Genomic DNA, 25,216 nt, shown 5'->3' with positions numbered 1-25,216 from the left:
CATGCATGCCACCATCGCCCTCTTCCGCAACGAGTTACGGCTCCTGCTCCGCAACCCTGCCGTCGTCATCTGGACGATCCTCATCCCGATCGCAGCTCTCGTCGTGATGTGCCTGATCCCCGGCGCCCGTGAGCCCCTGCCCAACTTCGGAGGGCTGAGCGTCATCGAGTCGTACCAGCCGACGCTCATCGTGTTCGCCGCCACGATGCTGGCCCTGCAGATGATGCCGATGTTCATCGGCCAGTACCGCGAACTCGGCTTCCTGCGGCGCCTCCGGACGACACCGGCTCACCCCCGCGACCTGCTGGCGGCGATTCTGGCCCTCATCCTGACGATCAGCCTGGTCGTCGGGCTCGTTCTGCTAACCTTCCCGCTGTTGTTCGGCGTCGGCGTCATGGGACGGCTCGCGCTGCAGTCCCTGCTTCTGGTCCTCGTCGCGACCTCGTTCCTCGCGGTCGGCTCGATGTTGGCGGCCGTCATCGCCAACCCGCGCGTCGCTGCCGGCGTGGGTGCTGCGCTCGCGGCCATCATGTGGTTCTTTGCCGGGATGTGGTTTCCCCGGGTGCTGTTCCCCGGGTGGTTGGCGACGATCTCCGACTGGACACCTGGCGGCGCGGCGGCCTCCGTCCTTGGCGCCGCCGCGGCGGGACAGCCGATCGCAGCTCAGCCGCTCATCGCGTTGGGGTTGTGGACCGTTGGGGGCTTCTCCATCGCGACCCGCTCATTCCGCTGGGAATGAGCACCGGCAGAATGGAGACCGTGACTCGCCCACGTTCCATCGGATCTGCTCTGGACCCGATCGCCCTCTCCTTGCTGGTGGCGAGCCTGGCGGTGTCCGTCTCGCTGGCAGTGGTCGGGGCGCCGGCGGTCGACCCCCGGTGGGTCCCCGGCATGGTCGTCCTCACGCTCGCGGCAGCTGCCTGGCGCGTCTGGCTGATGGTGCGCCCACCCGACGTTGGTCTCCGCCGGGTCGGCTTCTGGCCGGCGCTCCTGGCCGGATGCCTACTGGTGCTGATGTCTCCGGTATATGGGTTGTACGCGTTCCTGGGCTACCTCGAGGCGCCTCTCGTCTCGCGTGGCAGGCAACGCTCGGCCGCCATGGTGGTCACGGCCGCTGCCTGTGCCTACGCGCAGATCGGCGGCTCGCGCTCGCCGCTGTGGTCCTGGCCGGTGTACGCCCTGTTCCTGGCCGTGAACATCGGAGTCGCCTTGCTGATCATGCTGATCGAACGTCAACGGGAGCGGACCATGCTGGACCTCGAACGTGTGGTCGCCGAGCTGCGCGACTCTGAGGAGCGCAACGCACGCCTGCAGGATCAGCTCCTGGCCCAGGCCCGCGACGCCGGCGTCGAGGAGGAGCGCGCGCGATTGTCGCGGGAGATCCACGACACCGTCGCTCAGAGCCTGGTCGGGATCATCACCCAGCTCGAGGCCGCGTCCGACATCGCGGCCCGTGACCACACCGCACGTCTGCAGCGGGCCGGGGCTACCGCCCGGGACGCGCTGGGGGAGGCCCGCCGGGCTGTCCGAGCTCTCGCCTCGCCCCGTCTCGACGAGGACGCCCTCCCTGCCGCGATCGCACGACTCGTTCGTCAGGTCGCAGAGGCGTCGCGCATCGATGCGCAGTTCACCCTGGACGGGGAGCCGGCCCCCACCCCCTACGACTCCGAACTCCTCAGGATCTGTCAGGAGGCCCTCGCCAACGTCGTCAGACACGCGGCTGCACAGCGGGTCATGGTGACGCTCGGTTACTCCGCCGACGAGGCGCGCCTCGACGTCCGCGACGACGGGCGCGGGTTCGACCCTGCCGTCGTCGGGACCGGACACGGGCTGCCCGGGATCCGGCAGCGGCTCACCAACATCGGCGGCACCCTGGAGATCGAGACCACTGAAGGAGGAGGCTGCACCCTCAGTGCGGCCGTACCGCGATGAGCGACCTCATCCGGATCGTGGTGGTCGACGACCACCCGATCGTCCGCGATGGGCTCATCGGGATCTTCTCCCGCGAGCCCGGCCTTGAGATCGTCGGCGAGGCGTCCTCCGGTCCCGAAGGTGTCGTGGTGGTGATGCAGGTCCGGCCCGACGTCGTGCTGATGGACCTCCGGATGCCGGGCGGCGCCGGGGTGGAAGCCATCCGTACCCTCGTGGAGCGCGGTACGCCGGCCCGCATCCTGGTGCTCACCACGTACGACACCGACCACGACATCCTCGCGGCACTCGGGGCCGGAGCGCACGGTTACCTGCTCAAGGACGCACCCAGAGCCGACCTGATCCGCGCCGTGAAAGACCTGGCCGCCGGTCGACCCGTCCTCGCCCCCCAGGCACTCGCCGCGTTGACGGGGCGCCGCAACGACCAGACGTTGACACCCCGCGAGATCCAGGTGCTGCGCGTCATCGCGGGCGGCGGCACCAACAAGACGGCCGCGGACGAGTTGATGGTGTCCGAAGCCACCGTGAAGACACATCTGGCCCACGCGTACGCGAAGCTCGACGTCTCTGACCGTGCGGCAGCCGTCCGCGTCGCCTTCGAACGCGGCCTGCTCTGAGACAGCGTCCCCCTGGACGGGCGTCAGTGGCGTAGCACCGCGTCAACGACCCACCGGCATTGGCGCCGGACGGCGTCCTCGGAGGCAGGGTCGTACAGGAGTTGGCTGGCCATGCCCTGCATGAACGCCAGGACAGCCCACGCCGCGGCGTCGGGGTCCACCGATTTCGGCACCTCGCCTTCGGCGTGGGCCCGACGCACCAGTCGTCCGATCGCCCCACGCAGTTCGTGGTCGGACGCCGCGACCGCAGCTGCTGTTCCCGGGTCGAAGGCGGCCCTTTCGACGAACGCGCCTCCCTGCAGTTCGGCGGCACGCCGGGGCTCATCGAGTGGCAGCACCGACACCATCAGGTCGACCAACCAGGAGCGGAGGGTGGGTCGACCGGGTTCGACCAGCGACTGCGTGGCCGCTGTGGCGCGGAGCCGCGCGAACATCACGCGCAGCATGAGGTCTTTGGTAGGAAACGCCTTCTGAACGGCTCCGAGCGACATGCCCGCCTCGGCCGCGACCGTTCGGAAGCTCACCGAGGTCATCCCCTCGCGGGCCAACACGCGCAAGGCGGCGTCGGCGAACTCGGCCTGTCGTGGAGTCACGTCCACGTTGTTCAGCCTGCCGTGCGTGCGGGTCGATCGACGGGAAGCTGGCGCCACAACCAGATGGCGTAGGCCGCCAGCACCGCCGTCATCAGGGCGAGCCCGGTGAGGACGGCGGGGGTGAGTTGGTCGCTGGTGCTGAGGGCCGTCAGGTCGTACACCAGGTGCCAGCCAATCCCGGGCCAGAGGCTGCCGGTGATCGCGACGAGTTCGGCCAGCACCAGGCCCACCAGGCACGCGAACGCGAACTGCAGCGCCAGGTAAAGCGGCGGACGACCGGTGAAGACGTTGAACAGGTGCAGCGTACCGAACACGACGGATCCACCGACGATCGCGTGCCGCTCACCAAGGCGTCGCAGCGTCGCCAGCAGGAGTCCGCGGAACCAGATCTCCTCGCTGAAGCCCACGCTCACGCAGAGCACCGTGTAGGCAGCCGCTTGGGTCAAGGAAACGTGGAGGCCGGCGAACCCCACCAGGATCACGGGGATCACAGCCAGCGGGAGCAACCACAGCGTCCGGTCCAGGTGCACGGGACGCCGGAACCCGTAGTCGGCCAAAGATGGCCGGGACCGCCACATCACCGCGAGCCCCACCAGTGCCGACGCCCCGACGAAAGCCGCCTGCGCGTAGGTGGCAGTGAGCAGGTCGAGTTCGCGCACCTGGCTGTAACCGGCTCCGAACGCTGTCAGGACGGTCCCGGCCAGCCCCACCACGACCGCCCACAGCCAGGGCCGCTTCGTGTCCCAGGCGGCGAGCGGCACGGCCGTGTGGTCGGACCGGGTTGGTTGGGCCAGCTGGGTGTCCATCAAGAGCCTCCGTGGGATACGTGTGTATTCAGCATACGGGTGTATCCCGCATCGTCGAGAGGGATCAAGCTCACCCCGGAGGCGGCGACCCCGTCGCGCGATGGGTCTCGTCGCCCGCTGGGCTCAGAAGTAGTTGGTCGCGGTGGTTGCCGTGTGAATGACAGCGAACAGCGTTGCCGGAACGAGGGAGGGGTAGTTCTCCAGATACAGCCCCACGCAGATGAAGTAGGCAGACGGCAGGACCGCCATCATCAGCAGGAGCATCGGCGTGATCGGCGCAGTGAAGTACAACACCCACAACATCAGGTAGCCGATCAAGCACGCTGCCCCTGCCGCTGCGAAGACTCTCTTGCTCGCTGACGGTCGTCGCCGCGTGTTGATGACCAGTATGAGCAGGGCGATCATCATCGACTGGGACACGGTTCCGATTGCCCCCACGATCGGCGAGGCAGAATCGTTCGCGGACAGGACGGGCGAAACCGGCGGCAGGAGTGCCCACAGAACATTGGGAATCATGGGCAGGAGGAAGGCGACGAGTCCTTCCGGCGAAAAGCCGAGCCTGTACTTCTTGGGGTGAGCCGTCCTCGGAATGGGGCTCGGGCGACTCTCCATGCTCGGAGTCTCTCACGGGCGAGAGTCGTTCCGGTCAGGTTGGGTCAGCGCACGCCTGTGGTGGGGCGGTCGTTCATCAGGCGTAGTGTGGCCATGTTCGTGCAAGCGCACCACTCGCGAGGGGAGAGGTATGCGGAGGCTGCTGGTGGAGCCCGGTGGGCATGCGCAGATCTGGGTCTCCTCGCGGGAACCAGCCACCGCGGGCTCACGAACCGGCGCCTGAGGTGGACGTGTCGATCCGGGATGCTCAACGCGACGTGCGCGGTGTCTACGAGGGCGGTTTCTACGGTCAACTGGTGTCGGGGGTGGTGTGGCTGGCTGCCGCCTCGGTCGCGACGTGGGTTTCTCCGTCGGCTGCCGTTCTCACCCTGTTCCTCGGTGGGGTCCTGATCTTCCCGCTGACGACCTTGGCCCTTCGGCTGTCTGGTCGGGCGGCGTCATTGCCGGCGGGTCATCCCATGGCTGGTTTGGCGATGCAGATCGCCTTCACGGTTCCGATCGGTTCGTCGCAGTCGTGGCGATGCTCGGCGGTCGCAGCGACCTGTTCTTTCCGGCGTGCATGGTGATCGTGGGCGCCCACTACCTTCCTTTCGTGTTTCTGTACGGCATGCGTCTGTTTGCCGTCCTTGCCGCGCTGATGACACTGGTCGGCGTCCTCCTCCTGTATGTGCCACTCGTTCCGTCGATCGCTGCCGGTTGGTTCACCGGCGCACTGCTCGTGGTCTTCGCCTTCCTGCTCAAAGCGTTCGCGCGATCTCAGGACGCAACGCCATCCTCATCAGGACGCTGACGTGCCGAGTCGGGCGGTTGGCGTGAATGCCACCCGACCGTCGCCGACGTTCCCGGCGCGTGCCACCGGCGGACGAGGGGCCAGGTTGCTGCGGGTGACCCGGTCCGTCTTACTGTCGGTCGTGGCGTTGGTGGCGGTCTCGACGCTCAGCAATGCAGCCCTGGGGGCGTTCGAGAAGGCCAACACCGACCCGTACGGCGACAGGGTCCGCATCACGGGCGGGCAGGTCAACGTGTCGGTCAGCGGGGATGGGGAGCGGACCGTGGTGCTGCTCGGGGGCTACGGCACCCCATCACCGGTACTCGACTTCGCACCCCTCGTCGATGAACTCGACGACACCTACACCGTAGTGGTGGTCGAACGGTTCGGGTACGGCTACAGCGATCTGGAGGTCACGGAGCGCACCGTCGAGAACGTGTCCGTCGAACTGCACGACACCCTTGCGACGCTCCACGTGACCGATTGCGTCCTCGTGGCCCACTCCATGGCAGCGATCTACGCTCTGGACTACGTGAATCGCTTCCCCCGCGAGGTCTCGGCCTTGGTCACCCTCGACGGGACCGTTCCCGAAGCGTTCACCGTCGCACCCCCGATCGGCATGGGGCAACGGCTGATGTCGGTGACCGGCTGGGTGCGGTGGATGACCATGCTGGACCCGACCCTCACTGCACCCTCCGCCCCTGCCGGCGTCTATTCCGACCGAGCCCTGGAGCGGATCCGTTTGATGACGATCTGGAACTACGCGAATCCGGCGATCACCGATGAAGGCACTCAGTCTGCAGCGAACCTGTCCGCGGTCGCGGGCCTGACGTACCCACCCGATCTTCCGGTGCTGGCGTTCGTGTCGCACCAGCTCGTCGACGCCCACCCACGTTGGCGTCCGGCGCACCAGCAACAGCTCGACTCGGTACGTCGTGGCGAACTCGTGGTCCTGGACGGCGGCCACTACCTGCACTGGACCCACTCACAGCACATCACCGAGTCGCTGACCGCGTTTCTCGGCTGAAGGCGGACACGCATCAGCTGATCATCCCCGGGCACGTTGCACCGTCCATCGGCACCCATAGGAAGGCGAGTTGCATCATCGTGACAGCAGGACAGCGGTCGGATTCCCTGAACAGCATCATCGACGTGGTGAAGAAGGTCGCCGGCTCGGCAGCGGCGCGGTTCTACATCGCAGTGTGGCTCGCAGCCGTCCTCGTGCTCGCCCTTGGGGGACACGACATCCCGGTGGCGGGCATCGTCGTCGGACTCGTCCTGCTCTCCCTCAGCCTGCTTGTCACGGCGGCCACGACCCCGCACGCGCCCCGAGCGTCGTGACCGGCGCTGCACGCCGACGTGTATGGGTGCAGCTGGGGCTGGTGTCGGTCTTCATCGCACTCACCGGGTGGAACAATCTCGCCTTCCACCACGTCACTGCCGACGATGCGGCCATCCCGTGGTGGACCCCGTTGTCGCGCTGGCTCCAAGGGTTGGGCGAACGATGGTTCGGGGAGGGTCTCGGCAACTTCGTCGTCAACCCGGCCACCTACGTCGTCATCCCGCTGCTCGTACTCCTCCTCGCGGGCGCCCGTCCCTCCACCTTGGGCTTCGGCAAGGGCCACCGGGTCGGCCGCGCACTGCTGATCTGCTGCGTGATTCCGGTTACCTGGTTCGCCTACACCCTGATCGTTGGCCAGGAGACGATCGTTCGCCTGCTGGGCCGCTTCGCCTCCCACTTCATGCAGAACGGCTTCCTCGAAGAGTTCCTGTTCAGAGGCCTCCTGCAAACGCGGCTACGGCTCATCGCGGGGCCAGGATGGGCTCTCGTCGTCCAGGCCCTCGTGTTCGGCGTCTGGCACCTCGGGTCCGGTTACACGAACACTGACCATGCCGGGCTCCTGCCCGCCATCGCGATCACCATCGTCCAGCAGTCGCTGCTGGGGCTCGCGCTGGGCATCCTGTTCGAACGCACCCGCAACCTGCTCGTCCCCTCCGTTGTGCACGTTGCGCTCAACAGCATGGGGTAGCAGCAATCACGGTCGCGCAGGGAGGTAACTCGGCCGAGTCGGGTGGCGTCGCCATCGCGTTCTACGCGCGCTACGGACGCCGCCGCCGGGCCGACGATCCTTCTAGCAGCAAGCCCTGCTTGAAGTTGCCCAGGACGCGGATGCGCACGGCGCCGCGAAGGTGAGTGTTGGGTGTCGGATCGGACCTCGAGACCTAGCGCACCTCAGATGGGGCGATGACGGCGAGGAGGTGCCGCGTGTGCACAAGCCGATCCGTTCCTGCGCCGCGGGATGTCCACGGGCCAGACCCCGCCCCCGTTATGCGGGTGAGGTGGCGTCGGTCACCCCAGACGACAGGAGGCTCCCGCATGGATGACTGGACCTACCCCTACCAGGACGCCGACGCACCCGACACGCAGCCAGCGCTTCTGGACCAGGACTGGCGCGTGAGGGAGACCCGCCGCGTCCGCGCCCAGCAGGTCGAAGCCGCCCGCGTCGCCGAACTCGCGCTCACGGACGTCCCGCACGACGTCCGCGATCCTCGGCTCGACATCCCGCTCCCGTTCGCGTCACCTTCGGGTGTCGCCCCGACCTTCTGACAACGGCGGTCTCGTCATGGCTGCGGTGTACGACGATTACGGCCCGGATCGAGTGGGCTTCTTCTTCGGGCTGACCGGCCCTCGGCTGGCGGCCCTGACCCTCGCGGTCATCCCGGTGTTCGTGGCCGCCAACCAGCAACGCTGGCTGCTCGCGGCCCAGCTCGCCGCGCTCGCTGCGGTGGTGACGGTGCTGGTCGTCGTCCCTGTCCGCGACCGGTCGGCCACAGGCTGGTTACTCGCCAGCCTCAGCTTCGCCGCCGGCAAGGCGTTCGGCTGGACGTCGTGGCGCAGCAAGGCCGCGACGGGGAAGGCGGAGACCCTCGAGAACGCTGACCTCCCCGGCGTGATGACCGGCATCGAGGTCCACGACGGAGCCCCCAAGGGTCCGGCGCAGACCCGGTACGCCGTCATCCAGGACCACGGCCTGCGCACCTGGGCGATGACCGCCGCCATCCGGCACCCCGGGGTCGGCATGGCCGAAGGCGAACGCCGCGACCAGTACGGCCGCGGCCTCACCGAACTGCTCGACGTCGCTGCCCGGGCGTCCCTGATCAGCGACATCGTGTTCCAGGTCCGCACCGTCCCCGACGACGGCGCAGAGCGGCAGCAGTGAATCGCGACGCATCGGCGTCCCGACGGCCCCGAACTGGCCAGGCGGATGAACGACGAACTCGCCACCGCCTTGACCCGCGCCGCGGTCCGCACCGAGGCGTTCGTCACGTTCGTGGTCCCTGAGACCCGGATCGCGAAGCAGGCCCGCGAGTTCGGCGGCGGCCTGGAGGGGCGCACCCGCGTCCTGTACGCGCTGGCCGACGAGGTTTCCGCGATGCTGCGCGGCGGCATGGGGATGACCGACGTGACCTGGCTCACCTCGCCCCAGTTGGCGCTCGCGGTCCGAACCGGCTTCGCGCCCGCCGACCGGGTCGGGATCATCGACGCGCTCGCCGCCCACCAGACCGACCCGTCGGTGTGCACCGAAGTGCCGTGGGCCATGGCCGGCCCCTCCGGTGCCGACACCACGATGCGGCACTACTCCCACGACGCCTGGAACTCGATCAGCTCCACCATCAAGCTCCCCGACCGAGGCGCCTGCCTCGGTGCCCTCGCGCCGGTGCTGACCCCCAGCGAACCGGGAGAGCGGCGCAGCTACACGGTGGTGTTCCCGATCCTGCCGTTCAGCCGCGCCGACCGACAGACGGCCTCCGGCGAATGGGCCGCCGACATGGGCGAGGGGCTCCGTGGCCGGCTCCAGATCCGGCAACGCTCCCGCGACCGCGCCAACGTCACCCGCGCCCACCGCCTCGACGCGAAACTAGCCTCCGGCCACGCCCTCACCCGCCCCTACGCGGTCGCGTGCGTCACCGTCGCCAAGACCATGCGCGTCGCCGAGTTCGGACGCCGCCTCGACGCGTCCATCCGGCGCGCCGGCTTCGCCCCCCTGCGCCTCGACCTCGCCCAAGACGCCGGCTTCGCCGCCGCCACCCTGCCGCTCGGTCTCGGACTCACCCGGAAGGCCGACGAATGAGGACGCCACCCCGCGGCCGGTCAACCGCCCAACTGCTGGCCGACTTCGGCCACGACCTGCCCACCAAACCCGAACCCGAACGGCCCGGCAAGGAGCCGTACCTGTTCCACGCGTCGCCGCGCCGCGGCCTGCGGCGTCCGGGTCGGGGTTGGACACCGGCCGGGACGCCGGTCGTCCAGTACCGGATGACCAGCGACCAGGCGGCGGCGTGGTGGCCGTTCATCGCGAACCCGCCCCTGCCTCCCACCGGCGCGCAGATCGGGATCGACGAACTGTCCGGGGGCAGCTTCTACGCCGACCCGCTCGGCTGGGTCCTCGACGACACCGTCCCGGTCACCAACCCCAACGTGATCACTTTCGGCAAGCCCGGCGGCGGCAAGTCCACCAACACCAAGAACTTTGCCACCTTGATGATGGACTTCGGCTACAAGGTGTTCGTCCTCGGCGACCCCAAGGACGAGTACGAACCGCTGTGCCGCGCGTTCGGCGTCCAACCCTTCGCCGTCGGACCCGGCATGAGCGCCCGCATCAACCCGCTCGACTTCGGCCCTCTCGGCGACGGCTGGGACACCCTCGACCGGGTCGAAGCCCAACGCCGCGCCGGGATCATCTTCCGCCGCTGGCTCACCCTGATCCGCGGCCTGGTCGGCTCACAGTTCGTGGGCGAGCAACGCGTCCCGTTCGGACCCACCGACGCCCGCGTCGTCGAGGCCGCCCTCGCCCAGCTAACCGGCTACCTCGACGGTCACCACACCCTGCACGTGACCACCATCCCCGCCCTGTGGCAGCTGCTCGCCAACCCCACCGACCAGTTGGTGACCGAATGCCGGTATGCATCCACCCGGCAGTTCCTCGACGAGACCCGGCTGCTGCGCGACGCACTCGGCCAACTGGTCACCGGCGCGCTGGCCGGTCTGTTCGACGCGCCCACCACCATCGCCGTGGACTGGTCGGCGCCGATCCAGTCGTTCTCGCTATCGCGTCTTGAACCCCTCGGCGACGAGGCCATGGGCATCGCGCTGACCTGTTTGTCCTCGTGGGGGCGCGCCATGCGCGAGATCAAGGCCCCCGGCGACCTGCGGATCAACATCCGCGACGAGATGTGGAAACAGATGCGCCTCGGTCTGGAGGCCGTCAAGAGCCTGGACGCCGACATGCGGTTCTCCCGCCGGGACGGCGAGATCCAGTTCGTCGTCGGCCACAAGCCCGGCGACATGCTCACCGTGGGGGAGTCGACGTCGGCAGCGACCGCGATCGCCAAGGAACTGCTGAACCTGGCCGACCTGAAGATCCTGCACGGGCAGGACCCAAGCGTCGCGCGCGAGCTCTCCGAACTGCTGGAGCTCGGGCCGATCGCCGAGCACCTGATGGCCGACTGGGCCACCCAGCGCAAGGGCCGCGCCCTGTGGTGCGTGGGCAAGCAGATCTACAAGGTGCAGACCGTCCTGCACCCCGCCGCCGCCGCGTTCACGTACACCAACCAGGCGATCGACGGCGCTCGGTAGAAGTTCGCCGGAAGAATGACCGAAACGAGCTCACGATGAAGGCGATTGCCTGGGCCCTCGCACTCTCGCTTGGGGCTCTGCTCACCGTCCCCCTCGCGTTGGTGTTGTTCGTCACGACGCTCGCCACCCCGGCGGTCGCAGCCAACAGCTGCACCCCGCCGGCGTCCGTGGTCGGTCTGCCGCAGCCTGGGAGCCCTCGTCAGGCCAGCCTCCACAACCCGCCGACCGAGATCCCCGCCGACGTGCTGGCGCTCTACGAGGCGGCCGCTACCCAGTACGGGCTGCCCTGGACACTGCTTGCCGGGGTCGGCATGGAGGAGACCAACCACGGCCGCCACAACGCCACGTCGAGCGCCGGCGCCCGCGGACTCATGCAGTTCATGCCGGCCACCTTCGCCTTCTACGGGGTCGACGGCAACGGCGACGGACGTGCGGTCATCACCGACGACGCGGACAGCGTCCACTCCGCGGCCAATTACCTGGTCGCCTCGGGTGCGCTGTTGGGTCCCGACGGCGTCCGGAAGGCGCTGTTCGCCTACAACCACGCGCTCTGGTACGTCAACGACGTCCTCTATTACGCGGCCGCCTACAGCGGCGGCGACGTCGCAGAGAACCCGTGCGTCACCGACGACTCAGACACCACCGGCACGCCTTTGACCGGCACCGGCCCGGCGACGGACGCCGTCAACGCCGCCCTCCGCTGGCTCGGCACCCGCTACAGCTGGGGCGGCGGCACACCCAGCGGACCCTCAACTGGCATCTGCTGCTCACCCGGCGGCCAGGACGGACGCGTCGTCACCGGGTTCGACTGCTCCGGCCTCGTCCTCTACGCCTATGCCCAGATCGGCGTCCGTCTCCCACACCTTGCCCACGACATCACCTACAACTCCGGCGGCCAGCCAATCCCTAGGGACTTCGCGCAGATGAGGCCGGGGGACGTGATCGGCTTCTCCCACAGCCCCCGAGGCCGCGTGTTCCACGCCGGCATCTACCTGGGTGACGGCCGCATGGTGAACTCCGACGGCAGCGGCGTCTCCATCGACAGCCTCACCACCGGTTACTACAGCCGCCTCGTGTGGCGCGTGGTCCGATTCGTCGAGTAGGCGTCCCATCCCACTCACTCCCACCGCGCGGGACGCGGAGGGGTCGCAGCGTCGCCTTCGCGCTGGATCGCGGGTCTGACAGGAAGTGTCGGGTGGGCCCGCTAGGGTCGGGATGGAAGTATGCAGACGCAATGGGGCTCGCGCGTGCCGGGAAGCCGGCGCACCGGTCGTGAATGGCATCGCCATCGGCTGACGAGACCCTGACGACGACCCGAGCAGAGGAGGGATCGATGAACGACGCCGCAGCATCGGTGGCCCCCTTGCGCTATGCGTTGTCCTTCACCACAGGCACCCTTCTCGCACGCGAGGCCGCACTGCTTGCGCCGCTGTACGTCCAGCACCGTGACTGGGAAACGGTCCGCCGCTTGGCCTTGGACGGCAATGTGCTGCAGGTGAGGACTCACAGCACGGGGATCCGCCTCGTTCGGGAGACCCTCAAGCGTCTTTCGGCGTTGACCGACGACGAGGTGGCCCTGGTGGCTGAGGTCACCGCGTCCGAGAGGAGCCACCTGATGTGGGCTGCCGCCTGCCGCCGGTACGAGCTGATCGGGGAGTTCGCCGAGGAAGTCCTGCGCGAGCGGTTCCTGCTCTTGGCCCCCACGTTGGATCACCACGACTTCGATAGCTTCGTCCGGAGTAAAGCGTTGTGGCACGAAGAACTGGCAGAGATCAAAGACTCGACGTTACGGAAGTTGAGGTCGAATGTGTTCCGGATGTTGAAGGAGGCAGGGTTGCTGTCGGTGGCTGGGCGCATCATGCCCGCCTTGTTGTCGGAGCGACTCTCGGTCGTTCTGGGTTCCCATACTCCGAGCGACCTACGATTCTTCCCGATCCGGCCGATGGCTGGAGAGGTGACGGCGCTGTGATCCCCAAGACACTGCCCGAGCAGGAGGAGCACCTGGTCGCTGTTCTCAGGGGCGATCGCTTCTTGCAGATGGAAGGCCTGGGCAGTGAGGTTCCCTTCTTCATCTACCCCTTTCCGCCTGAGGCGGCGCTTGAGGTGGCAGGGGCGAAGAAGCGGGTCAAGAACCGGCTAGCCGCCGTTGGAGTGAAGGTGTTCGAGATCAACCTCTACGACTTGTCGGTCGAGCTGCTCAAGGCGCGGAAGGTCTGGGATCGGGTGTTGGCGGTCGAGCCCGACCAGGACAAGGCCGACTTCCGCGAGTTGCTCCAGGGAATGCTTGACCCGCAGCTCCACATCGCCCCAGCGATTCGAGACCGTCTGGCGCAGGAGGAGTTCGACATCTTCTTCCTCACCGGCATCGGCGAGGTGTTCCCCTTCATCCGCTCCCACAACGTGCTGAACAACCTGCAGTCGGTGGTCAAGGGACGACCGATGCTGATGTTCTTCCCGGGCCGCTACGAGCAGTCCGACACCTTGGGCTCGTCGCTCGTGTTGTTCGGTCGGCTCAAGGACGACCAGTACTACCGAGCCAAGAACATTTTGGAACAGGAGGCGTGAGCTGATGCAGCTCGACCAGATCTTCGCCAAGGACATCCAGCGCCCGATCGAGGGCGTCATCAAGGCTGATGACGCTTCGCATCTGGCTACTGAGGTCGACGAGTATGTGCTGACCAACGAGGCTGCCAAGGGGTTGGAGATCCTGCTGGACGAGTACACCTCCTACACCAACGGCAACGGCGTGTGGATCTCCGGCTTCTTCGGCTCTGGCAAGTCGCACATGCTCAAGATGCTCGCCCACCTCTTGGGCGACGTCGAAGGCCAGGACTTCTCGCGCCAGGACGTCTCCGACAACTTCCGATCCAAAGCTCCTGACGCTTTCCTTCCGGGGCTGCTCAACAACGCAGACCGGATCCCCGCCAAGAGCCTGCTGTTCAACATCGACCAGAAGGCCACCCTGATTAGCAAGGACCAGACCGACGCCCTACTCAAGGTGTTCGTCAAGGTCTTCGACGAGTCTCAGGGCTACTACGGCAACCAAGGCCACGTCGCTCGCTTCGAGCGCCAGCTCGACAACCGAGGCCAGTATCAGGCCTTCCAGGACGCGTTCGAGCGCATCGCCGGCATCCCGTGGGCCCAGGGGCGCGAACAGACAGCGCTCGAAGGACCGAGCATTGATCGTGCCTTCACCGAAGTCGACGGCAAGACCCACAGCGGGGTCATCCAGCAGTACAGCGCCTCGTACTCGGTCTCGATCGAGGATTTCGCCGACCAGGTCAAGGCCTGGCTGGACAAGCAGCTAGACCCGACCTTCCGCCTGAACTTCTTCGTCGACGAGGTGGGGCAGTTCATCGGCTCAGACACCAAGCTGATGCTTAACCTGCAGACCATCGCCGAGTCGCTCAACACCAAGTGCGCCGGTCGGGCATGGGTGTTCGTGACCAGCCAGGAGGACATGGAGAAGGTCTTGGGCGACCGCACCCGCCAACAGGGCAACGACTTCTCCAAGATCCAAGCGCGATTCAAGACCCGGCTCAAGCTGACGAGCGCCGATGTCGAGGAGGTCATTCGCAAGCGGCTGCTGGAGAAGAACGACGTCGGGGTTGGTGCGCTGTCGGTGATCTACGCCGAACAGCGCGCCAACTTCAAGACCCTGTTCGACTTCGTGGACGGCGCCAAGAGCTACCGCAACTACACCGACGAAGCCCACTTTGTCGGCACCTACCCGTTCGTCAGCTACCAGTTCCCGCTGTTCCAGGCCGCCATCGAAGGCATCTCCGATCACAACGTCTTCGAGGGGCGCAACAGCTCGGTCGGTGAGCGCTCGATGCTCGGCGTCGTTCAGCAGGTTGCCAAGGACATCGGCAACGTCGAAGTCGGCCACCTCGCCACGTTCGACAGCATGTTCGCCGGCATCCGTGCCTCCCTGAAGTCGGCAGCTCAGCGTTCGATCGACGTCGCCGAGCGCAACCTCGACAACCCCCTCGCGGTCCGGCTCCTCAAGGCCCTGTTCCTCGTCAAGTACGTCGAGAGCTTCCGGGCGACCCCCCGTAACCTCGCGGTGTTGGTGTATGATCGCTTCGGCCTCGACCTGCCCGCGCTGTCGGAGCAGGTCAAGGAGGCGCTGACCGTACTGGAGACGCAGACCTACGTTCAGCGCAACGGCAACACCTATGAGTACCTGACCAATGAAGAACAGGTCATCGAGGAGGAGATCAAGAACGTCGACATCGACGGCTCCGAGGTCAGCGGTCGGCTGTTCAGGATCCTGTCGGGCGACGTCATCAAGACCAGCAAGATCCGCTACACCAAGAACGGGCAGGACTTCCCGTTCGGCTTCAAGCTCGACGACCAGGCCCACGGCTCCCAAAAGGAGCTGTCGGTCCACTTCATCTCCCCGGAGTACCCGTACTCGCCTGAAGAGATCCGCATGCACAGCGCGGGCAAGGATGAGCTGCGCGTCATCCTCGAGCCCGATGCTCGGGTGCTGTCCGACCTGCGGCTGCTGATCAAGACCGAGAAGTACATCAAGCGCAAGCAGGGCGCGTCGATCTCGCCCATCGAGGGCCAGATCCTGCAGACCAAGGGTGCGCAGAACATCGGCCGCGAGAAGGAGCTGATCGAGCGGGTCAAAGGCTCGGTGGCCAAGTCCACACTGGTCATCAACGCCGCCGACATCACCTCCAACTCACAGGACGCGCTGGCTCGGGTGAACGACGGCTTCCAGGAGCTGATCAGCCGCACCTACACCCAGCTCAAACTGCTCGACGGTCGAACGTACAGCGAGCAGCAGGTCGCCGGAGCAGCCAACCCCGACAGCGGCCTGTTCGACGCTGCTGAGGCCAGCAAGCTCTTCGCGCCGTCAGAGGAAGTGTTGTCGTTCGTCCTGCGCAAGGAGTTGCTCGGCGAGCAGGTCACGGTCAAAACCACCATCGACAGCTTCACGGCCAAGCCTTACGGCTGGGACCTCGCTTCAATCGAAGTCCTGATCGCCTACCTGATCGGCACCTCGAAAGTCACCCTCACAGTCGACGGGAACCTCCTCAAGCGGTCCGAGGTCGCTGCCGCCCTGCGCAACACCCAAAAGCACGCCCACGCCGTGGTGTCGCCGCAGAAGACCTTCGACGAGCGCAAGGTCGCAGCCTTCCGCAAGTTCTGCACCGACTTCTTCGACGAGCCCAACGCCCCCAAAGACCCGCTCGAGTTGGCCCGCCATGGCGCCGACAAACTGAAGGCCAAACTCGACGAACTCAAGGCCACGATCACCAGTTCCAAGTACCCGTTCGTCAGCCAGCTCTCTGTCCCGATCGACCTGCTCGACCAGCTGGTCGGGAAGCCGAACGACTGGTACCTGACCGACTTCAACCTCGGCGACGATCTGCTCGACGCCAAAGAATCGACAATCGATCCGGTTCAGGCCTTCCTCAGCGGCGGTCAGAAGACGATCTACGACGACGCCCTAGCACTGCTGACCACCCACAGTGGCAACCTCGGCTACCTGCCCTCCGGCAGCGACGCCACGGTGCGTGCCGCCCTGGACGACCCGAACGCCTTCCGCGGTAACAAGATGGCCCAGCTGAAGCAAGCCATCGACAAGCTGCGCGCCCAAGTCGACCAGGTTGTTTCTACCAACCGCTCCGGCACCATCGAGGCGATCGAGGGACGAAAGGCCGAGATCCAGCAGAGCGCCTTCTTCGCCCAGGCAACTCCGGACGCCCAGACGAGCGTCCTGGGACAGGTCGACCAGACCCTCGCCCGGCTCCGCGCCCAGAACCAGATCGCCCTCATCCGCGAGTCGGGCACGAGCTTCGAGGAGACCGTCTACCCAAGCCTGCTCGATCAGCTGGCTGCCTCGCAGCTGAGAGAACGTGACGGTGACGAGGTGACACCACCGCCGCCGAAGCAGACCGTGTCGGTCAAGACCATCTCAGCTGCCGGTGTTTCCGGGGTACTGGAGACAGAGGCCGACATTGACCGCTACCTCGACGCCCTGCGCACCGCGCTCACGAGGACCCTCAACGATGGAAAGCGAATCTCTCTCTGATGGAAACCGCACCGCTGAAGTCGTTCGCCACCTGGGCACGCAAGGAGCTCATCCGCGAGGTGGGCGCCCGGATCGCCGTCGTCCTCGCTCCGGCCTCGCCCGAGCGGGTTGAACAGCCTAGGTCCGTGGAGGCCCTGGAGAAGGCCGTCATGGTGGGCGGTGGGGGCGACGTAGGGCGGGCCGCCGTCGCCGACAAGGTCGCCTACACCTGGTTCAACCGGATCATCGCCCTGCGCTTCATGGACGCCAACGGCTACACGGGTGTCGGTGTCGTCTCCCCGCACGCCGGGGTCCAGACCGGACAACCCGAGATCTTGGCCGAAGCCAAGCGCGGCAACATCGACAGCGGGGTGGTCGGGGTCAAGGCCCGCGACGTTGTTGCGGGCCTGCTCAACGGAACCCGTCGCAGTGCCGATGCGCAGGGCGAGGCCTACGCCCTGCTCCTGGCGGACTACTGCCGCTTCTGGAACAGGGCCATGCCGTTCATGTTCGAGCGGGAGGGCGACTTCACCGAGCTGCTCATCCCGGCGAATCTCTTGGCCGACGACTCGGTCGCGAGCCGGGCGGTCAAGGTCCTCACCCGGGACGTCTGCCAAGACGTCGAGGTCATCGGCTGGCTCTACCAGTTTTACATCTCGGAGCGCAAGGACGAGGTCTTTGACGGCTTCAAGAAGAGCAAGAAGGCTGGCGCCGACGAGATCCCGGCAGCCACACAGCTCTTCACACCGCATTGGATCGTTCGCTACGTCGTCGAGAACTCGCTTGGTCGGCTGTGGATGCTCAACCGACCGGCTTCCCGCTTGGTCGACCTAATGGCCTACTACATCACTCCACTAGACCAAGATGCCGACTTTGTGAAGATCGGTGGGCCGGAAGAGCTCAGAATTGCTGACCCGGCCTGCGGTTCGGGGCACATGCTGACCTATGCCTTCGACTTGCTGTACGCGATCTATGAGGAGGAGGGCTATGCCCCGGCCGAGATCCCCGGCCTCATCCTGACCAACAACCTGTACGGCGTGGAGATTGATCCCCGCGCGGGGGCCCTGGCCGCCTTCGCATTGAGCATGAAGGCACGCGCCAAGCAGCGCACCTTTTTCAGCAAGCAGATCGAACCCAATGTCTGTGTCCTCGACCCGATCAGCTTCAGCCCGGCCGAGATCGACTTCTTGGTGACTCGCGCCGGGGATAGGCATGCAGAGGCAGCTTTCTGGAATCAATTCCTACACGCGGACACCGTCGGGTCACTCATCCAGCCGGACCCGGTGCTGACCGCCCGCCTCGGCCAACACATGACTCAGCTCGACGATAACGGCGATATCCTGTTGGCCGAAACGCTCGACTGGGCGCAGCGGGTCATCGAGCAAGCGAAATATCTTGCGCAGCCCTGCCACGTGGTGGTTGCCAACCCTCCCTATATGGGAAGCAAGAACATGGCCGGACTGCTAGCAAGCGTCCTAAGAAGCGAATATATTGGTTTCCACTCCGATCTTTTTGCTGCATTTATTGCTCGCATTCGAAGCCTCCTTCTTCCGGGCGGCCAATTCGGAATAATGTCCCCCAATACGTGGCTATACATCTCGAGTCACGCGTCGATCCGCCAGCTCCTCTCGACAAAAGGGACGCGACTAGGAGGGCTCGTTGAGCTTCCGCTGTCGGGATTCAAGGGCGCAACCGTTCAGATCTGCGCCTTCTTCGGCGCAGCATCAAAGGGAGCGGGTCCGTCGCACTTCGTCAGACTGGTGCGAGAGCCCGGCGACGAAGAAGGACTGGCTCGCCTCGTGCGGGAAAGCTCCCGGATGGCCTGCGATTCCGAGTATGTGTTCATCAGGGAACTCTCCCGATTCTCGAATCTGCCCAACGGGGCGTTCGCCTACTGGCTATCAGCGGAAATGCTTGGCGCGTTCGAGCGCGGAACCAGACTGGAATATGTTGCTGAACCCCGCCAAGGGATGGCGACGGCAGACAATGGCCGGTTTCTCCGGTTGTGGTCGGAGGTTGGTCAGGAGCGGTTTGGGGTCGATCTGTCCCGCGAGGAGGCTGCTCTGAGCGGCAAACGTTGGTTCCCGCACAATAAGGGCGGGGACTACCGTAAGTGGGCGGGAAACCAAGAGTGGGTGGTGGACTGGGAGAACGATGGGGCCGAACTTTTTGCCGAGCGGCCGAAGGCGGTGATTCGCAGTCCGCAGCTGTACTTCCAGCCTTCCGTTTCCTGGTCTAAGATTGGCACTGGCATGCCCGCCTTTAGGTACTTTCCAAAGGGTTTCTTGTTCGACTCGGCGGGATTGTCCATCTTTGGGGGCGAGCGAGAACTTCTCCGCCTGATGGCGGTCTGCAACTCGACGGTGGCTCGTGACATGCTCGCGGCCACAGCGCCGACTCTCAACTTTGAAGTCGGGACGCTCGCTCAGCTCCCTGTGGTGGAGGTCTCTGAAGCGGCGAGGGTGTTGGCCGCCGAACTAATTCGAGTGCATCAGGATGATTGGGATGGACGAGAGACGGCCTGGGGGTTCTCCCGTCCAAGGACCATTGAGTGCCCGGGCTCTAGCCTTGCGGAGCGGCTCCAGCGGGAGTTGGCGGAGTCGAACTTGCTTGTCGCAAGGGTACGGTCGATGGAGGAGCAGCTCAATGCCGAAGTTGCCGCGGCCTACGGCCTGGCCCAGACCTTCGACCCGATCGTGCCAACCAGCCGCGTGACGCTCAGCGTGAACCCCGAGTTTACTTATGGCCCCGGCAAATCTGAGTCGGAGTACAGGGCACTGTGGATGGCATCGCGCGTAGGAGACCTCGTCTCGTATGCCGTGGCGTGCATGTTCGGGCGCTATAGCCTGGACGAGCCCGGCCTCATCTTGGCCGACCAGGGCGCCACCGTTCGGGACTACCTGGCCAAGGTGCCGAGTCCGACATTCGCGCCCGACAAGGACAACGTGCTTCCCATCTTGGATGGTGACTGGTTCGAGGACGATATCGTGGCTCGCTTCCGCAACTTCCTTCGGGTGGTTTTCGGGGAGCAGCACTTCGAGGAGAACCTGCGCTTCGTCACCGAGTCTCTCGGTGTGAAGGACATGCGCGACTACTTCGTGCGGTCCTTCTACAAGGACCACGTCCAGCGGTACAAGAAGCGTCCGATCTACTGGCTGTTCTCCAGCCCCAAGGGATCGTTCAACGCCCTGATCTACATGCATCGCTACACGCCGTCCACGGTTTCGACGGTGCTCAACGAGTACCTGCGCGAGTTTGCCGCCAAGCTCACGTCGAGTTTGCACCAGCAGGAGCGTCTGGCGGCCGGCGGCGGAACGCCGCGTCAGCAAGCGGCCGCCCAGAAGGAGGCCGACCGGCTCCGCAAGGTACTGCTCGAGCTCGAGGAGTACGAGCACGACGTGCTGTACCCCCTGGCCTCGCGTCAACTCGCGATCGACCTGGACGACGGCGTGAAGGCGAACTACCCGAAGTTCGGTGCCGCCCTGAAGAAGATCCCCGGACTTGAGGCCAGTGATGAGTGACGCCGCCACGGTCCGGCCACACCTGCTGCGGTGGTTCGACAGCCGCCGGGTGGTCTTCTGGCATGACCCGGAGGGGCAGTACACGGCCGAAATCGACAGACTTGACCTGCCGGCGATCCAGACGATCCGTGTCGCTAACGATGAGTTCGCCGTCAAGAGCCGGTTGTTGCACGACGAGCCGGACGGCAAGTTCCTCGTCTACCGCTCGGGCCAGATTCCAAGCGGTATCGGCGACTGGCTGCTTGATCTGGAGCTGGCATACGGGATCTTCACGGCGGACCGCACCGCACTTGTCGCGCAGGATCTCGGGCTGGTGGGCAAGGCCATCGACGCAGTCGTCCAGGCGCATGAGAAGTTCTTCAACGCTGCCAAGCGTGTCCAGAGCCTGAAGGCACTGCTCAGCCCGGAGGACGATGCGGCTCGGCTGCAGGCCAAGATCAGCGCCGTGGTGCTCGGCCAGCGTGAGCACAGTCTGCTGGAGATCACGCGCACCCTCCTGACCGACAACGCCAAGGGATCGCACGCCAAATATGACGCCCTCGCCGACTACGGTCTCGACGCTTTCTACTGGCAGGGCGTGGCCCGCATCTACGGCTACGAATCGCCTACGCCGAGCATCGACGATCTGGTGCTGTGGATTTTCCAACGAGCGCTCGAGGGCTTCAGGTCGGACCGCCCGGGCGGGCTGCAGAACATCCAGCTTGATTTCGCGAGCCTGCGAAACGACCGACGAAGTCAGGAGACGATTTCGACGCTCGCCAAGCGGGCCGCCGGCGACTTGGACTACAAGTCGAAGATCGAGGACGTCAGCTTCCGTGACCTGATCAGTCTCGACCTGTTCGAGGAGACCGATCAGAAGATCATCAGTGATCTGGCGCGCGCGGTGGCCGAGCAGACCGTCACGCCTCGCGAGGTTGCCGAGGTGGTCCGGGCACGGCAGAGCAGCGTCTGGAACGACAACTACCGACGGCTCTACACGGCCGTGGCGAGCGCCTCGGAGCTGCTGGGCGAGCTGGCCTCGCTGAACCTGGCGATGCAGTCGTTCGACACCGGTCTGGAGCGGTACCGGCGCGAGTGGTTCCGCATCGATCAGCTTTACCGCCAGTTCGTCGTCGCCGCCCGCACTGCGGAGTACCCCAAGCCCCTCGAAGCGCTGCGTGAGCAGGTTGAGAAGCGTTACACCAACAAGTACGTCTACGAGCTGGGCAACGCCTGGCAGCAGCAGGTCGACCAGGTCGAGACGTGGCGCTCGACTGCGCTGCGCTCCCAGACCGACTTCTATGCCCGATGGGTCGAGCCTCTGGTACGCGACGGTGACAAGAAGGCCGTCGTCATTATCTCCGACGCCATGCGCTACGAGGTGGCCGACGAACTTGGCTCGCTGATCCGGCAGGAGGATCGCTTCGACGCGACCCTGGAGGCCGTCCTGGGGGTGCTGCCCAGCTACACCCAGCTCGGTATGGCCGCCCTGCTGCCGCACTCGACGCTCAAGCACTCGGCCGACGCCAAGACCGTGCTGGCCGACGACCAACCCACCAACAACACCACGCTCCGGAGCAAGATCCTGGAGACGGTCGGTGGGTCGGCGATCCAGGCCGAGGACTTCAAGGCCCTACCCGCCGACGAGCGGCGCGAGCTCTACAAGGCCAATCGGGTGCTGTACGTCTACCACAACCGGATCGACGCCACGGGGGACAAGCTCGGCACCGAGCGCCAGGTGTTCGAGGCTGTGGAGGACACGCTGCGCGACATCGTCGACCTCGTGAAGAAGCTGGCCGGCGCCAACGCCACCAACATCTTCATCACGGCCGACCACGGCTTCCTGTTCCAGGACGAAGCGCTGGCCGACCCCTTCTTCCTGTCGACCAAGCCGCAAGGCGACGACCTCAAGTACGTCAACAAGCGCTTCGTGCTGGGCACCGGCCTCAAGGTTGATCCCGCCTTCGCCACGTTCAAGGCTGCCCAGCTCGGGCTGGACAGCGACCTGGAAGTCCAGATTCCCAAGTCGATCCACCGCCTGCGGATGGCAGGCAGCGGATCGCGCTTCGTTCATGGTGGGGCGACCTTGCAGGAGATAGTCGTCCCGGTGCTGGCGGTCAACAAGAAGCGCAGGAGCGACGTTCGGCCGGTGAATGTGAAGATCCTGCCTGAGTCGGACAAGATCACCACCGGGCAGGTCGTCGTCCGCTTGTTCCAGTCAGAACCGGTCAGCGACAAGGTCCAGCCGCGCTCCCTCCGAGCGGGGCTCTATGCCGGCGAAACGCTGCTCTCGAACCTCGTCAACCTGACCTTCGACGAGATGTCAGCCGACGCACGAGACCGCTACCAGAATCCGCGGATGCTCCTCAGCCAAGACGCCAACGACTACAACAACCGGGCTGTCGAGTTCCGGCTGGAGGAGCGTATCCCCAACACCACCCAGTGGCGCGTCTACGAGAAGGCCATCTACACGCTGAAGCGTTCCTTCACGTCAGACTTCGACTTCTGAGGAGAGGCGAGATGAGCGAAACCCAGAACGAGCCCCGCAACGCCGACGAGCCGCAACAGAGCGACCTCGACTACAAGATCAATCTCCTCTTCGGCGGAGTGGTCGTCCGGAAGGATCTGGTCAAGGCCGTCAAGGGCAACGCCATCGTGCCGTCCTACGTCCTGGAGTACCTGCTGGGCCAGTACGCGGCGTCGGACGACGAAGCCACCATCCAGGCCGGCATCGACACCGTTCGCCAGATCCTCGCCGAGCACTACGTCCACCGCAGCGAGTCCGAGCTGGTCAAGTCCAAGATCAAGGAACGCGGCCGCCACCGCATCATCGACAAGGTCACGGTCACCCTCAACGAGAAGGCCGACGTCTACGAGGCCGAGTTCGCAAACCTCGGCATCAAGGGCGTCATCGTCGACTCGCCGATCATCAAGGCCCACCCCAAGCTGCTCGTGGGCGGAGTGTGGTGCATCTGCGACATCGAGTACTTCCACACCGACGACCAGCGGGTCGTTCCCTGGATACTGGGCTCGATCAAGCCCATCCAACTCTCGCGATTCGACGTGGACCAGTACCTGGAGTCCCGACGCGGGTTCACCACCGACGAGTGGATCGACCTGCTCATGCAGTCGATCGGCTTCAACCCCGAGATGTTCAGCAGGAGGGGGAAGTTCTTCCAGCTCGTGCGCCTCATCCCGTTCGTCGAACGGAACTACAACCTGGTCGAGCTCGGCCCCAAGGGCACCGGCAAGTCCCACATCTTCTCGGAGTTCTCGCCCCACGGGATGCTGATCTCCGGCGGGGAGGTAACCGTCCCCAAGCTCTTCGTCAACAACGCCAACGGACGCATCGGCCTTGTGGGCTACTGGGATGTGGTGGCCTTCGACGAGTTCGCTGGCAAGAAGAAGCGCACTGACCGGGCGCTGGTCGACATCATGAAGAACTACATGGCGAACAAGTCCTTTTCCCGGGGTATCGAGACCCTGGGCGCGGAGGCGTCCATGGTGTTCGTCGGCAACACCTCACACACCGTGCCCTACATGCTCAAGAACTCCGACCTGTTCGACGAGCTACCCGAGGCCTACCACGACCCGGCCTACCTGGACCGTCTGCACCACTACATCCCCGGGTGGGAAGTCGACATCATCCGCGGCGAGATGTTCTCCAACGGCTACGGGTTCGTCGTCGACTACATCGCCGAAGTCCTCAAGTCCATGCGCTCTCAGGACTACTCCGACCGCTACCAGCAGCACTTCACGTTGTCGCCCGACATCTCCACCCGAGACCGCGACGGCATCCACAAGACCTTCTCCGGCTTGATGAAGATCCTCTATCCCGACGGCCACGCCAGCAGCGAGGAGATCGAGGAGATCCTCCGGTTCGCCATCGAGGGTCGGAAGCGGGTCAAGGACCAGATTCTTCGCATCGACGCCACGATGCCCGAGGTCAAGTTTGGCTACCTCGACAAGGAGGGCTCATGGCACAGCGTCGCCACGCTTGAGGAAGACGAGTATCCGACCTACTACCACCGAGGGCGCAAGGAGGACACTGAGCCGGCCGAGGCTCCTACCGAAACCGACCCGCTTGTAGGTGCCCCAACCTCGACCGGTGAAACGTCGACGGACCAGAGTGCGGCGCCCGTGCCGGCCCCCGAGCTCTTCCAAGGGCACCGGGAGTATCACGAGGGTCAGCGGGGCGTTTCCTACGCTGAATTGCTTGTCCCGCATCTCCGTGGCGCCTCGCAGATCAGGATCGTCGACCCATATGTGAGGCTGTTCCACCAGGCCAGGAACCTTATGGAGCTCGTCGAGGGCATCGCCCGGGGCAAGGATCCGGCGGACGAGGTCACGCTGAAGCTCGTGACGGTTGAGTTTCAGGACGACCCAGTCAAGCGCCAGAAGCAGTATGAGTACCTGCTTCAGATCCAGAAGAGCGCCGGGGTGCTGGGGATCGTCCTCGACGTCGAGTTCGCCGAGCCCCAGGCCATCCATGATCGCTCGATCACGACCGACACGGGTTGGAAGATCCTGTTGGGCCGCGGCCTCGACATCTTCCAGCGCATGTCTGACAGCCCGTTCGACCTTGCCACCAAGTACCAGAAGTACCGCGACGTCAAAGCCTTCGGCATCACCTACATCCGGGAAGCCATAGTAGAGCGCTCGGACGCCGGTGCGGACTCGCCGCCCGGCGCTTGACGGTTTCACGACACGCGACCTGTCGCGGC

20 protein-coding genes and 1 pseudogene are annotated in these 25,216 nt (G+C 65.5%); 18 read left to right on the top strand and 3 right to left on the bottom strand.

Annotated features, from left to right (window positions below; all coding sequences use genetic code 11):
• Window position 1 precedes the first annotated feature (1 nt).
• The 3 genes from BUC15_RS00160 to BUC15_RS00150 are packed head-to-tail and all read left to right on the top strand — an operon-like array spanning window position 2 to window position 2,546.
• Window positions 2–739, top strand: coding sequence for an ABC transporter permease (locus tag BUC15_RS00160; protein WP_073185230.1), 738 nt, complete (start codon window positions 2–4; stop codon window positions 737–739).
• A 20-nt stretch (window positions 740–759) separates the two neighbouring features.
• On the top strand, window positions 760–1,932 hold the full coding sequence (locus BUC15_RS00155) for a sensor histidine kinase (RefSeq protein WP_175558209.1): 1,173 nt from the start codon (window positions 760–762) through the stop codon (window positions 1,930–1,932).
• Window positions 1,929–2,546: a response regulator gene (locus tag BUC15_RS00150; protein WP_073185226.1), complete on the top strand. Its 618-nt coding sequence runs from the start codon at window positions 1,929–1,931 to the stop codon at window positions 2,544–2,546. Before BUC15_RS00155 ends, BUC15_RS00150 begins: the two co-directional genes overlap by 4 nt.
• A 23-nt stretch (window positions 2,547–2,569) precedes the next feature.
• Here the strand turns inward: BUC15_RS00150 and BUC15_RS19730 are convergent, their stop codons facing one another.
• The 3 genes from BUC15_RS19730 to BUC15_RS00135 form a co-directional block, all read right to left on the bottom strand.
• Window positions 2,570–3,145 (bottom strand): TetR/AcrR family transcriptional regulator, encoded by a 576-nt coding sequence (locus BUC15_RS19730; RefSeq protein ID WP_073185224.1) that lies wholly within the window; start codon window positions 3,143–3,145, stop codon window positions 2,570–2,572.
• 5 nt (window positions 3,146–3,150) lie between these two features.
• The gene (locus BUC15_RS00140; protein ID WP_073185221.1) at window positions 3,151–3,945 is read right to left on the bottom strand and encodes a CPBP family intramembrane glutamic endopeptidase; all 795 of its coding nucleotides are present in this window, start codon (window positions 3,943–3,945) and stop codon (window positions 3,151–3,153) included.
• 123 nt (window positions 3,946–4,068) lie between these two features.
• Complete coding sequence (locus BUC15_RS00135; RefSeq protein ID WP_139280031.1) at window positions 4,069–4,557, bottom strand: hypothetical protein; 489 nt, start codon at window positions 4,555–4,557, stop codon at window positions 4,069–4,071.
• Between the two features lie 161 nt (window positions 4,558–4,718).
• Here BUC15_RS00135 and BUC15_RS21135 point away from each other — a divergent pair, with 161 nt between their 5' ends.
• The 15 genes and pseudogenes from BUC15_RS21135 (at window position 4,719) to brxL (ending at window position 25,187) form a co-directional block, all read left to right on the top strand.
• Window positions 4,719–5,123, top strand: a complete 405-nt coding sequence (locus BUC15_RS21135; RefSeq protein WP_425443317.1) for a DUF7010 family protein — start codon at window positions 4,719–4,721, stop codon at window positions 5,121–5,123.
• Window positions 5,072–5,347 carry a DUF7010 family protein gene (locus BUC15_RS21130; protein ID WP_425443316.1) on the top strand — a complete coding sequence of 92 codons (276 nt, stop codon included), beginning with the start codon at window positions 5,072–5,074 and terminating at the stop codon, window positions 5,345–5,347. Before BUC15_RS21135 ends, BUC15_RS21130 begins: the two co-directional genes overlap by 52 nt.
• Before the next feature lie 22 nt (window positions 5,348–5,369).
• Window positions 5,370–6,353, top strand: coding sequence for an alpha/beta fold hydrolase (locus BUC15_RS00120; protein ID WP_073185388.1), 984 nt, complete (start codon window positions 5,370–5,372; stop codon window positions 6,351–6,353).
• A gap of 80 nt (window positions 6,354–6,433) precedes the next feature.
• On the top strand, window positions 6,434–6,667 hold the full coding sequence (locus tag BUC15_RS00115; RefSeq protein WP_073185212.1) for a hypothetical protein: 234 nt from the start codon (window positions 6,434–6,436) through the stop codon (window positions 6,665–6,667).
• Between the two features lie 41 nt (window positions 6,668–6,708).
• Window positions 6,709–7,356, top strand: coding sequence for a CPBP family intramembrane glutamic endopeptidase (locus tag BUC15_RS00110; protein ID WP_139280029.1), 648 nt, complete (start codon window positions 6,709–6,711; stop codon window positions 7,354–7,356).
• 347 nt (window positions 7,357–7,703) lie between these two features.
• Complete coding sequence (locus BUC15_RS00105) at window positions 7,704–7,934, top strand: hypothetical protein (RefSeq protein WP_073185208.1); 231 nt, start codon at window positions 7,704–7,706, stop codon at window positions 7,932–7,934.
• A 16-nt stretch (window positions 7,935–7,950) separates the two neighbouring features.
• Window positions 7,951–9,459, top strand: a pseudogene (locus BUC15_RS21040) (SCO6880 family protein).
• Complete coding sequence (locus tag BUC15_RS00095) at window positions 9,456–10,964, top strand: ATP-binding protein (RefSeq protein WP_073185206.1); 1,509 nt, start codon at window positions 9,456–9,458, stop codon at window positions 10,962–10,964. Before BUC15_RS21040 ends, BUC15_RS00095 begins: the two are co-directional and overlap by 4 nt.
• Window positions 10,965–10,999: 35 nt before the next feature.
• Complete coding sequence (locus BUC15_RS00090) at window positions 11,000–12,067, top strand: C40 family peptidase (protein WP_073185204.1); 1,068 nt, start codon at window positions 11,000–11,002, stop codon at window positions 12,065–12,067.
• 230 nt (window positions 12,068–12,297) lie between these two features.
• Window positions 12,298–12,933 carry a DUF1819 family protein gene (locus BUC15_RS00085; protein ID WP_073185202.1) on the top strand — a complete coding sequence of 212 codons (636 nt, stop codon included), beginning with the start codon at window positions 12,298–12,300 and terminating at the stop codon, window positions 12,931–12,933.
• Complete coding sequence (locus BUC15_RS00080; protein ID WP_073185200.1) at window positions 12,930–13,529, top strand: DUF1788 domain-containing protein; 600 nt, start codon at window positions 12,930–12,932, stop codon at window positions 13,527–13,529. Before BUC15_RS00085 ends, BUC15_RS00080 begins: the two co-directional genes overlap by 4 nt.
• A 4-nt stretch (window positions 13,530–13,533) precedes the next feature.
• Window positions 13,534–17,013 (top strand): BREX system P-loop protein BrxC, encoded by a 3,480-nt coding sequence (brxC, locus tag BUC15_RS00075; RefSeq protein WP_073185198.1) that lies wholly within the window; start codon window positions 13,534–13,536, stop codon window positions 17,011–17,013.
• Window positions 17,013–20,513, top strand: coding sequence for a BREX-1 system adenine-specific DNA-methyltransferase PglX (gene pglX / locus BUC15_RS00070; protein ID WP_073185197.1), 3,501 nt, complete (start codon window positions 17,013–17,015; stop codon window positions 20,511–20,513). Before brxC ends, pglX begins: the two co-directional genes overlap by 1 nt.
• Complete coding sequence (gene pglZ, locus BUC15_RS00065) at window positions 20,506–23,001, top strand: BREX-1 system phosphatase PglZ type A (RefSeq protein ID WP_073185196.1); 2,496 nt, start codon at window positions 20,506–20,508, stop codon at window positions 22,999–23,001. The genes pglX and pglZ overlap by 8 nt, the downstream gene beginning before the upstream one ends.
• An 11-nt stretch (window positions 23,002–23,012) precedes the next feature.
• Window positions 23,013–25,187, top strand: a complete 2,175-nt coding sequence (gene brxL, locus BUC15_RS00060; protein WP_073185194.1) for a BREX system Lon protease-like protein BrxL — start codon at window positions 23,013–23,015, stop codon at window positions 25,185–25,187.
• The last annotated feature ends 29 nt before the right edge of the window (window positions 25,188–25,216 follow it).

The sequence above is a fragment of the Tessaracoccus bendigoensis DSM 12906 genome (genome assembly GCF_900141915.1).
In the GTDB taxonomy this organism is placed as follows: Bacteria; Actinomycetota; Actinomycetes; order Propionibacteriales; family Propionibacteriaceae; genus Arachnia; species Arachnia bendigoensis.
This window is presented reverse-complemented; position numbering and strand designations above follow the sequence as displayed.

Coding starts and splice junctions, on each gene's coding strand:
- pglX (WP_073185197.1), top strand. CDS start 17,013: ATGGAAACCGCACCGCTGAAGTCGTTCGCCACCTGGGCACGCAAGGAG.
- BUC15_RS00095 (WP_073185206.1), top strand. CDS start 9,456: ATGAGGACGCCACCCCGCGGCCGGTCAACCGCCCAACTGCTGGCCGAC.
- BUC15_RS00105 (WP_073185208.1), top strand. CDS start 7,704: ATGGATGACTGGACCTACCCCTACCAGGACGCCGACGCACCCGACACG.
- BUC15_RS21135 (WP_425443317.1), top strand. CDS start 4,719: ATGCGCAGATCTGGGTCTCCTCGCGGGAACCAGCCACCGCGGGCTCAC.
- brxL (WP_073185194.1), top strand. CDS start 23,013: ATGAGCGAAACCCAGAACGAGCCCCGCAACGCCGACGAGCCGCAACAG.
- BUC15_RS00135 (WP_139280031.1), bottom strand. CDS start 4,557: ATGGAGAGTCGCCCGAGCCCCATTCCGAGGACGGCTCACCCCAAGAAG.
- BUC15_RS00150 (WP_073185226.1), top strand. CDS start 1,929: ATGAGCGACCTCATCCGGATCGTGGTGGTCGACGACCACCCGATCGTC.
- BUC15_RS00140 (WP_073185221.1), bottom strand. CDS start 3,945: ATGGACACCCAGCTGGCCCAACCAACCCGGTCCGACCACACGGCCGTG.
- pglZ (WP_073185196.1), top strand. CDS start 20,506: ATGAGTGACGCCGCCACGGTCCGGCCACACCTGCTGCGGTGGTTCGAC.
- BUC15_RS00160 (WP_073185230.1), top strand. CDS start 2: ATGCATGCCACCATCGCCCTCTTCCGCAACGAGTTACGGCTCCTGCTC.
- brxC (WP_073185198.1), top strand. CDS start 13,534: ATGCAGCTCGACCAGATCTTCGCCAAGGACATCCAGCGCCCGATCGAG.
- BUC15_RS00085 (WP_073185202.1), top strand. CDS start 12,298: ATGAACGACGCCGCAGCATCGGTGGCCCCCTTGCGCTATGCGTTGTCC.
- BUC15_RS00090 (WP_073185204.1), top strand. CDS start 11,000: ATGAAGGCGATTGCCTGGGCCCTCGCACTCTCGCTTGGGGCTCTGCTC.